The sequence below is a fragment of the Mesorhizobium sp. U510 genome (assembly GCF_059180695.1).
In genome coordinates, this window is record NZ_CP180532.1 from 6965975 (window position 1) to 6975000 (window position 9026).

At 63.4% G+C, this 9026-nt stretch carries 9 protein-coding genes, 1 tRNA gene and 2 rRNA genes (1 of these 12 cut by a window edge); 4 read left to right on the forward strand and 8 right to left on the reverse strand.

Annotated features, from left to right (window positions below):
- Window positions 1-228: 228 nt before the first annotated feature.
- Window positions 229-1128 (reverse strand): sugar-binding transcriptional regulator, encoded by a 900-nt coding sequence (locus ACLGL5_RS35795; RefSeq protein ID WP_019861322.1) that lies wholly within the window; start codon window positions 1126-1128, stop codon window positions 229-231.
- A gap of 276 nt (window positions 1129-1404) precedes the next feature.
- On the opposite strand from ACLGL5_RS35795, the gene ACLGL5_RS35800 reads away from it, so the two are divergent.
- Together ACLGL5_RS35800 and ACLGL5_RS35805 are read left to right on the forward strand one after the other, a co-directional pair.
- Entirely contained in the window at window positions 1405-2313 is a 909-nt protein-coding gene (locus tag ACLGL5_RS35800) for a tagatose-bisphosphate aldolase (RefSeq protein WP_069093187.1), read from the forward strand.
- A gap of 84 nt (window positions 2314-2397) precedes the next feature.
- On the forward strand, window positions 2398-3834 hold the full coding sequence (locus ACLGL5_RS35805) for an ROK family protein (RefSeq protein WP_245307238.1): 1437 nt from the start codon (window positions 2398-2400) through the stop codon (window positions 3832-3834).
- A gap of 17 nt (window positions 3835-3851) precedes the next feature.
- Here ACLGL5_RS35805 and ACLGL5_RS35810 read toward each other — a convergent pair whose 3' ends face one another.
- Window positions 3852-4634: a DeoR/GlpR family DNA-binding transcription regulator gene (locus ACLGL5_RS35810; RefSeq protein WP_069093189.1), complete on the reverse strand. Its 783-nt coding sequence runs from the start codon at window positions 4632-4634 to the stop codon at window positions 3852-3854.
- Between the two features lie 45 nt (window positions 4635-4679).
- Here ACLGL5_RS35810 and ACLGL5_RS35815 point away from each other — a divergent pair, with 45 nt between their 5' ends.
- The gene (locus ACLGL5_RS35815; protein ID WP_019861327.1) at window positions 4680-4862 is read left to right on the forward strand and encodes a hypothetical protein; all 183 of its coding nucleotides are present in this window, start codon (window positions 4680-4682) and stop codon (window positions 4860-4862) included.
- Here ACLGL5_RS35815 and ACLGL5_RS35820 read toward each other — a convergent pair whose 3' ends face one another.
- The 3 genes from ACLGL5_RS35820 to ACLGL5_RS35830 are packed head-to-tail and all read right to left on the reverse strand — an operon-like array spanning window position 4863 to window position 6145.
- Window positions 4863-5474 (reverse strand): NAD(P)-dependent oxidoreductase, encoded by a 612-nt coding sequence (locus tag ACLGL5_RS35820; protein ID WP_069093190.1) that lies wholly within the window; start codon window positions 5472-5474, stop codon window positions 4863-4865.
- A 36-nt stretch (window positions 5475-5510) separates the two neighbouring features.
- Window positions 5511-5888 carry a hypothetical protein gene (locus ACLGL5_RS35825; protein WP_245307240.1) on the reverse strand — a complete coding sequence of 126 codons (378 nt, stop codon included), beginning with the start codon at window positions 5886-5888 and terminating at the stop codon, window positions 5511-5513.
- Window positions 5889-5944: 56 nt separating this feature from the next.
- Window positions 5945-6145 (reverse strand): hypothetical protein, encoded by a 201-nt coding sequence (locus ACLGL5_RS35830; protein WP_245307242.1) that lies wholly within the window; start codon window positions 6143-6145, stop codon window positions 5945-5947.
- A gap of 139 nt (window positions 6146-6284) precedes the next feature.
- On the opposite strand from ACLGL5_RS35830, the gene ACLGL5_RS35835 reads away from it, so the two are divergent.
- Window positions 6285-7202 carry a LysR family transcriptional regulator gene (locus ACLGL5_RS35835; protein WP_019861331.1) on the forward strand — a complete coding sequence of 306 codons (918 nt, stop codon included), beginning with the start codon at window positions 6285-6287 and terminating at the stop codon, window positions 7200-7202.
- Between the two features lie 261 nt (window positions 7203-7463).
- Here the strand turns inward: ACLGL5_RS35835 and ACLGL5_RS35840 are convergent.
- The 3 genes from ACLGL5_RS35840 to ACLGL5_RS35850 form a co-directional block, all read right to left on the reverse strand.
- Window positions 7464-7540, reverse strand: a tRNA-Met gene (locus tag ACLGL5_RS35840).
- A gap of 156 nt (window positions 7541-7696) precedes the next feature.
- Window positions 7697-7811 (reverse strand): 5S ribosomal RNA (rrf, locus tag ACLGL5_RS35845).
- Window positions 7812-8014: 203 nt separating this feature from the next.
- Window positions 8015-9026, reverse strand: a 23S ribosomal RNA gene (locus ACLGL5_RS35850); it runs 1788 nt beyond the window's last position.

Below are 9026 nucleotides of genomic sequence, written 5' to 3' on the forward strand. Positions count from 1 at the left end.
CCTCCGCGAGGTCCGGCAAACTGTGTCCCACGCCTCGCCTTGCCGGCGGGCGTTCGAACTTGTAACACTTTGCAGAAATAAATTGCAACTCGGTTTTTCCGAGTTGGTAGCGCCGGGCTTTTCACACCGTACGACATCCGATTGCTCCGCAGAGCCCCGGTCAACTATCACCCGGGGCTTTCGGCGGCACAACTGGTTTTCGTGACGGCGTCCTGCCTGGACTATTCGTTACGCGAGCGCTGCGAGGATGGCCTGCGCCGTCTTGGTATCCGTCACCAACGTGTTGATGAGACCGGCGCGAACGGCTGCAATAATTGCCGTCGCCTTTTCCGGCGACGCGGCAAGGCCGATGACCAGTGGCACCGCGCGCAACTGCGCCGGCGACATGGCGATCATCCGGCTCTCCCCTTCCCAGGCAATCAGCGTGCCCTCGGCATCGAAGTAGTGGCGAAGCACGTCACCGGCGGCATGAACCAGCGCCTGCTCGCTCGGCGTGGCGGCGCTCGCCTCTGGGGCATTGATGGCATGCGGCAGGCCGATACCGACGATCGCGACATCGGTCCTCTCCCACAAAGCGACGGCATCGCGGATGGCGGTGTCGCGCAGGAAGACCTCGCGCAATTCGCTGGACGGCAGATAGGGGGCATGGATGAAATGCGGCGTGCCGCCGAACTCCTCGGCGGCAAGCCGCACGAATTCATTGACCTGAAAATGCGCCGCCTGCTGCTGCATGCCGCCGGTGGCGGCCACGGTCAGCACGCCAGGCATCCGCGGCAGGCCGGCCCGGATGACTTCGCGCACGGCGCGCCCCCAGCCGATGGCGACGACGGAGCCCGCCACCAGCTGCGCCTGCCTGAGCAACCCGCCAAGGGGTGCGGCGAGCGCCGCAAGCGTGCCCGCCGCCGGCGTCTCGACCACAGCGGCATCGCGCAATTTCAAGCCGTCGATCAGCTGCCTGGTGATGTCCTCCGGCGTTGCCAGGTCGAGAACCTCGATGCGGACAATGCCCTCGGCCCGCGCCCGCTGCAGCAAGCGCGAAATCGTCGCGGTGGAGACGCCGAGCCGGCGAGCAATATCGACCTGCGACATCTCCTCCACATAATGCAGCTTGGCCACCGTGTGCAGCATCGTCCGCGATGCGGTCGCATCCTGGATGGGAGGGGAAGACAGCTTGCAATTCCTTTCAGCAACGTGTTACATACACATAGGCCGACGGGAGTTATCGCGCAAATCCAGCCAACTCGCAACGTGCGGCGGCTCGCGGGCCGCGAGCCCGGCGAGGCGCTTTCTTCGAAGGCGATGGCGCGTCGCGGCTTCCTGCCGGCAGGCGGGCAGAACTGAACATCGTTGTTTCCACGGGATCCGCGCCCTTCGTCTAGAGAGCGCCAACATCGGATTGAGACCATGACCAAGATGACCACCGCGGAACTGCGCGGCTACCAGCAGATATGTGGCAAGGACGGGGCCATGGTGGCCATCGCCTGCGACCAGCGCGGCGGCATGCGGACCTTGCTGGCGTCGGACCCGGACGAACAGGCCAAGATCACCAATGACATGCTCGGCGACACCAAGGCCGACATCACGCGCTACCTCGCCAGTGCGGCGTCCTGCGTGCTGCTCGACCCGCTCTGCGCGGTGCCGCGCATTGTCGACGAAGGCGTCTTGAACCGCGATACGGCGCTGCTCATCGGCCTCGACGCTTCCGGTTTCGATATCTCTCCCGAAGGTTACCGCCTGTCGCGCCTCGTTCCCGGCATCGACGCGCGCCGCGTCCGCGCACTCGGCGGCACCGGCGGCAAGATCATGGTGTATCTGCGGGCCGACAAGCCTGAAGCCAACGACCACAACATCGCCATCCTGCGCCAGTGCATCGCCGATTTCGGCCAGGAAGACCTGCTGCTGGTCGTCGAGTTCCTGACCTACCAGCTCGACGGGGAAAGCCCCGAGGACTATGCGGCCAAGACGCCATGGCTTGTCGAGGAAGGCACCAGGATTTCGCTGGAGTGTGGCGCCAAGGTGCTGAAGCTTCCCTACCCCGGAACGGCGGAAGCCTGCGCCAACATCACCAAAATGGCCGGCGAGGTGCCGTGGGCGGTGCTTTCGGCCGGCGTCAACCACGCGACCTTTCTCGGCCAGGTCGAGATCGCCATGCAGAATGGCGCCTCGGGCGTCATCGCCGGCCGCTCGCTGTGGAAGGATTGCATCTCGCTTGACCGTGACATCCAGCGCGAAAGGCTTAAGACCATCGCAGTGCCGCGATTGCGTGAAATCCAGGCCGTGATCGGGCACTACCGGCAGAAAGCCGCTGCCTGACAGCTGCGTTGGACGAGAGCTGTTCCAGCGAAAGTGTGCAGCGGCTTTGCGTCCGGAATTGCGTGAACACAGATGCAGGACGCCATGCCTCAGAGCATAGGAATAGATATCGGCGGCACCAATCTGCGTGCCGCCCGCATTTCCGGCACCGGTGAAATCCTCAAGCGCGTTTCCGAAAAAAGCGCGCCCGACCCGGAGCTGGTGCTCGGCCGCATCGCAGACATGGTGCGCCTTCTCGACACGCCGGACGTGAAGGCCATCGGCGTCGGCGTTCCGGGCCGCGTCGATGCGCGGCGCGGCGCGGTCCTGTCGGGCGGCTATGTCAACCTCGCCTCGGTTGCGCTGGCCCAGCGCCTGGAAGACATGACAGGCAAGCCTGTCGTCATCGACAATGACTGCAACATGGCGCTGGCCGCCGAGATGGCGCTCGGCGCCGGGCGCGGCCATGGCAACATCGTCATGTTCACCATCGGCACCGGCATTGGCGGCGCCGTCGCCCAGGATCGGCGGATCACGCGTGGTTCGGCAACGGCGGGCCAGCTCGGCCACATCACCGTCGACGTCAATGGCGAGGTCTGCGCCTGCGGCCGTCGCGGCTGCGTCGAGACCACCAGTTCGGGCACCGCGCTCGGCCGTCATATTGCGCGCGCCGGGCTCGGCGCCGACATTTCTGTCGATCAGCTCTTTGCCCGCGATGCGGCGGGAGACACCCAGGCGCGCGGCATTCTTGATGCCTGGGCGAAACCATTGCGTGCCGCCATCGACACCACCGTTGCCATGCTCGCTCCCGATCTGGTGCTGCTTGGCGGCGGCCTTGGCCGGGCGGCTCACGCAGCACTCGGCCGCGCGCCGGCGCTGGCACCCTGGTACCAATGCCAGGTCGAAGCAGCACAACTCGGCGACGACGCCGGCGTGATCGGCGCCGGCCTCCAGGCACTGGCGGGGGACCAGCACACGTCGCCCTCGACCCAGTCCAGCCGCCTGCGGCGCGCCGTGCTCGTCAACGGCATCCCCGCCAGCGGCAAGAGCACCGTCTCGCGCGGCATCGCCCATCGCATGGGCTGGCCGCTGCTGGCGCTCGACACGATCAAGAACCCCTTTCTCGAAGTGCTCGGCGGCGGCGACCGCCTGTTCAACCGCACGCTGGGCCGCGGCAGCTACCAGGCGATCTGGTCGGTGGTCGGCGAAGCGCCGGCCGGCACCACCTTCATCGTCGATGCCTGGTTCGGCTTCCAGCCGCGCGAGGTTCTCGAGGATCATCTGCGAAATGCCGGCGTCGAGCAGACTTTCGAAATCTGGTGCCACGCGCCCAGCAAGGTGCTCGCCGAGCGCTATGGCGCCCGCCTCGACCAGCGCCCCGCTGGCCATCCCGGTGCCGCCTATATTCCCGAACTGATCGAGCTCGCCAAGCGCGCCGAGCCGCTGCGGCGCGGACCGCTCTTCGACGTCGACACGACGAAGCCGATCGACTTCGATGCCATCACGGCCTGGTTGCGGGCGACGATGGCCGGCGGCGCATAGACAGTCGGAAGACCCGTTCAGTCGCCGCTACAGACGTGAAGTTCCGTTCCGGCCGCTTCGATGACCGCGCGCAGCGCCGGTTGCGGCTCACGATCCGTGACGATGTCGGAAAGCGCTCTGAGAGCGCAGATCCGTTCGAGGCTGTTGCGGCCGAACTTGTCGTTGGTCACCACAAGCGCTGTGGACAGCGCGCGAGAGATCATAGCCCGCTTGACCGCCGCCGCCCCCGAGATCATGTCGCTGGGCCCGTCCGCGGACAGGCTCGATGCTCCGATGATGGCAATGTCGGCATTGTAGCGCCTGACGAATTCCACCGTATCCTCACCGACCACGCTGGCTTCTCGGCTGTCATAGGTGCCGGGGCACAGGATGACCCGAAAGCTCGGATTGGCGCCGGTCACCGAGGCCACGCCGATGGAGTTGGTGATGATCGTCAGCTCCCGCCTCAGCTGCGAGAGACCGCGCGCCACCTCATAGGTCGTCGAGCCGCCATCGATCATCACGATCTGGCCCTTCTCAACCAGTCCGGCCGCACCGCGCCCGATCCGCGCACGCTCCTCGATCATGGTCTGGCTGCGCTCGGCGATCACCGGCTCGGATGTCGCCAGCGAGATCGTCGCACCGCCGTAGGTTCGGTTGAGCAACCCCGCATCGCCAAGCTCGATAAGGTCGCGCCGGATCGTTTCGCCGGCGACACCCAGGCGCAAAGCGAGCCTGGAAACACGGATCGAGGCCGAGCGGCGCACTTCCGACAGGATGAGCTCATGCCGCTCCTTCTTCGACAGCCGGCTCTGCTCCATGATCTGTCCTCCGCGAAGTCTGGAACATTAGCGGCACCGACGTTGATGGGGAAGGAGTCCCGCGAGCACGATTTGAGCGCCGAGGAACGCGCCTTCGTCGAACGCCGCCGCCAGGAGCTGAGACAGGACGGCCTCGTCACCGAAACCTATCGGCGCGTCGGCGTCCGCGAAGCCCTGATGCGGCTGGCGTCGGCCGGTCCCGATCGAGACACGGCCGCTGCCGTCTGATTAATAGCCGACCGTAAAACGCTGCCTGATGTGGGCCGGCTTCTCGATCTCGTCGACCATGACGATGGCGTAGTCCTCGAAGGAGATGCTGCTGCCCTTGTCCGAGGCCAGTAGCGTGTCCTTGCCAAGACGGTATTTGCCGGTGCGCTCGCCCGGTACGAACATGGCGGAGGGCGACAGGAACGTCCAATCGAGGTCGCCGACGGTTTTCAGCTTGTCGAGGAAGTCGGCGCCCTTCTGTGCCTCGGCCTTGTAGATCGCAGGGAATTCGGGCGTGTCGACCAGCCTTTTACCGGGCGCGACCTCAAGGCTGCCGGCGCCGCCGACAATGAGATAGCGCTTGACGCCGGAAGCACGCACTGCGGCGATCAGCGTGTCGGGGTCGCTGTCAACGAAATGCACGGCGCTGATCACCACATCATGCCCCTGGATCAGCCTGGCGAGACCTTCCTTGTCGAAGACATCGCCCTTCCTGGCCGTCACACGGGGCAGTGCGGCGATTTTTTCGGGGTGGCGGGCAATGCCGGTGACCGTATGGCCACGGTCCGAGAGTTCCTTGAGCAGGCGCGAACCGACAGCGCCCGATGCGCCGATGAGAGCGACTTTTGCCATGTCCTTTTCCAGTCCTTGTTGGAGGTCAGTTGTGGATCACGCCGCCGCGATATGGGCGACGAGATTGTCGAAGCTGCCAAACAGCGCATTCGAACCGATGAGCCGCGGTGCATCGTTGCGGATGACTGCCAGCGAAGGCACGCCGTTGGCATGCAGGCGCTGGAACAGCGCTCGGCCACGGCCGACCAGTTCGGCATGAACCGTCAGCACGGTTTCGGCCGGCTTCCTCAGCATGGCGGCGGCATCGGCCATGCCGGTATCGGCGAGCACGGCGGCTACGCCTTCGGCAGTCACGATATCTCGGCCGTCGACATAGCGCGCACGCTGGATCGCCTTCAGTGCTGTGAGCCGTCGGCTGGGATCTTCCAGTCCGGCGGCGCTGATGCCGAGGGTTGCCGCATGCGAGTCGAGCAAAGTGCCACGGATGCCGAGGACATTGCGCTGATAGGCCTGCGTGAATGCCTGTCCGGTCAGACGCTCGATGCGCTGGTCGTTCGCCCATGTGCGGCAAAGCCTTTATCCATCGGCAGCGCACCGGCGCCGGAGAACAGCCCGGTCGCCAGCGGCTCGATGCGCACGCCGCTGGCCGACAGCCTGTCCAGCATCGGCGTGGCGCCGTAGCACCAGCCGCAGAGCGGATCGAAAAGGTAAGTCACGTCTGAATTACTCACGAGCGCTGCCTTCCTTGGTACGGACTGTCGGCTGACGGGCCGCCAAAAAGTCTTGGCCGTATGTGGCAGGCGGAGGTCTTGCTATAAACAGCGCTCAATAATACAAACTGTCTGATTTGATCAGACAAAAGCAGTCACCTTGGCCGACCTTCTGAACCTCAATCGGCTCGTCTACTTCACCACCGTTATGGAAACCGGCTCGTTCACATCAGCTGCGGACCGGCTTGGCGTCGCCAAGGCCGTGGTCAGCCATCAAGTCGGCAGGCTCGAAGAGGAACTGGGCGCGACGCTGCTGCAGCGCACGACGCGGCGCGTCACCCCGACGGAAGACGGTCGCCTCTTTTATGATCGCGCGATGATCATCCTGCGTGAGGCGGAGTCGGCCTATGGCGAGATTTCGCAGGCAGCGGTCGAGCCGAGCGGAACGCTGAGGCTGACCGCGCCGCTCGACTACGGCACCAGAGTGGTGGCGCCGGTCATGGCGGCATATCTGAAAGCCTATCCGCAGATGCGCGTCGAAGCGATCTTCGACGACGCGGTGAGCAATCTGGTCGACGAGCAGATCGATCTCGGCATCCGCGTCGGCTGGCTTGCTGATTCCTCTAACCAGGCGCGGCGACTGGGCACGATTCAACAGATCGTCGTTGCGAGCCCAGCCTTTGCGGCAGACCTGCCCGCGGATGCGAACCCGAACCAGGCGCGATCGCTGGCCTGGGTCGGCAATGCCCAGCTGCGCGGCGTCGGCCAATGGTTGTTCTCTAAGGACGGCGACACGGTGCTGACCGAACTCAATCCCGTCGTCGTCTGCGACAAAAGCCCGGCGGCCTATGCTTGCGTGCTCGCCGGCATCGGTCTGGGCATATTTCCTGACTATGCGGTCGATGAGGATATCGTCGGGGGTCGGCTTGTGCGGATATTCGCGCAGTGGACCTTGCCGACCGGCGGCATCCACGCGGTGTTCCCGCCGGCCCGCTTCCGGCCCGCCAAGGTGCGCGCCTTCGTCGAATTGCTCGCCGCGGCCGAGCGAAAGCGAGCACGCGGCGTCGCCAGGGGGTGACTCCACACACAGCACGCAATGTCAGTGGAGGCTTACATCGGAACGCTTTGGCCTTAGCCGTGTTTCGATCGTGCCCAAACGCAAAACGGCCCGCTGGTTTGAGCCAGGCGGGCCGTTTATGATTTGGTTTTGGGGAGAGGCTTTGCGTTTCTGACCGGCGGCGTCGGCAAGGCCTCGTTGCGGACGGCTGATGAGCGTTAACTCGCCGGGCACCACGGCTGAATACAAAAGAGCCCGCACGAGGGCGGGCTCTTTTGTATTTGGTTGCGGGGACAGGATTTGAACCTGTGACCTTCAGGTTATGAGCCTGACGAGCTACCGGGCTGCTCCACCCCGCGTCACCATTGGATGTAAGCGCAAGCCTACAAATAGGTAGATGGCTCACCAAATGAAAGGGCCGCTTACGCGGCCCGTGGTCCCTTGGCGGGCCTTGTTCGTAGAGAGAAGATTTCACTGACATCCGATTGGATGTGAGTTCAACGTGCGTTTAGCAGACCTGGCAGCGACCTACTCTCCCGCGTCTTGAGACGAAGTACCATCAGCGCTGGAGCGTTTCACGGCCGAGTTCGGAATGGGATCGGGTGCAGCCGCTCCGCCATAACCACCAGGTCGGCAAAACGCACGTTGTTCGAGAAGCTGTTTTTTGTGCCTTGGACGTTCTTTGATCTTGGCGCCTTTCGAAGCGAAGCTTCGCAAGGTCGACCGACCGTCGGCGCTGATGCACCGCACCCACGTAGCGCCGCCCGCAGGGCGGAACAAGCGTGAGTGAGAACAAACCATCTGACCTTGTCAGATGAGCATAAGGAATGAGAACGATCAAGCCGATCGAACTATTAGTACCGGTAAGCTTCAAGCGTTGCCGCTCTTCCACACCCGGCCTATCAACGTGGTCGTCTTCCACGGTTCTCAGGGAATACTCGTTTTAAGGTGGGTTTCCCGCTTAGATGCCTTCAGCGGTTATCCCGTCCGGATATAGCTACCCTGCTATGCGGCTGGCGCCACAACAGGTCCACCAGAGATCCGTCCATCCCGGTCCTCTCGTACTAGGGACAGATCCTTTCAATATTCCTACACCCACGGCAGATAGGGACCGAACTGTCTCACGACGTTCTGAACCCAACTCACGTACCGCTTTAAATGGCGAACAGCCATACCCTTGGGACCTGCTCCAGCCCCAGGATGCGATGAGTCGACATCGAGGTGCCAAACAACCCCGTCGATATGGACTCTTGGGGGTCATCAGCCTGTTATCCCCGGCGTACCTTTTATCCGTTGAGCGATGGCCCTTCCACGCGGGACCACCGGATCACTATGACCGACTTTCGTCTCTGCTCGACTTGTCAGTCTCGCAGTCAGGCAGGCTTATGCCATTGCACTCAGCGAACGATTTCCGACCGTTCTGAGCCCACCATCGCGCGCCTCCGTTACTCTTTAGGAGGCGACCGCCCCAGTCAAACTACCCACCATACATTGTCCCGGACCCGGATAACGGGCCGCGGTTAGACATCCATAGTAATAAGGGTGGTATTTCAAGGGTGGCTCCACCTGAGCTGGCGCCCAGGTTTCAAAGCCTACCACCTATCCTACACATGCCACTACGAATGCCAATGTAAAGCTATAGTAAAGGTGCACGGGGTCTTTCCGTCTAACCGCAGGAACCCCGCATCTTCACGGGGAATTCAATTTCACTGAGTCTATGCTGGAGACAGCGGGGAAGTCGTTACGCCATTCGTGCAGGTCGGAACTTACCCGACAAGGAATTTCGCTACCTTAGGACCGTTATAGTTACGGCCGCCGTTTACTGGGGCTTCGATTCAGAGCTTG

Bases quoted from the DNA above. Each gene is read 5' to 3' on its own strand.
- ACLGL5_RS35815 (WP_019861327.1), top strand. From the start codon at position 4,680: ATGGGGAAGGAGTCCCGCGAGCACGATTTGAGCGCCGAGGAACGCGCC.
- ACLGL5_RS35805 (WP_245307238.1), top strand. From the start codon at position 2,398: ATGCCTCAGAGCATAGGAATAGATATCGGCGGCACCAATCTGCGTGCC.
- ACLGL5_RS35820 (WP_069093190.1), bottom strand. From the start codon at position 5,474: ATGGCAAAAGTCGCTCTCATCGGCGCATCGGGCGCTGTCGGTTCGCGC.
- ACLGL5_RS35800 (WP_069093187.1), top strand. From the start codon at position 1,405: ATGACCAAGATGACCACCGCGGAACTGCGCGGCTACCAGCAGATATGT.
- ACLGL5_RS35810 (WP_069093189.1), bottom strand. From the start codon at position 4,634: ATGGAGCAGAGCCGGCTGTCGAAGAAGGAGCGGCATGAGCTCATCCTG.
- ACLGL5_RS35795 (WP_019861322.1), bottom strand. From the start codon at position 1,128: ATGCTGCACACGGTGGCCAAGCTGCATTATGTGGAGGAGATGTCGCAG.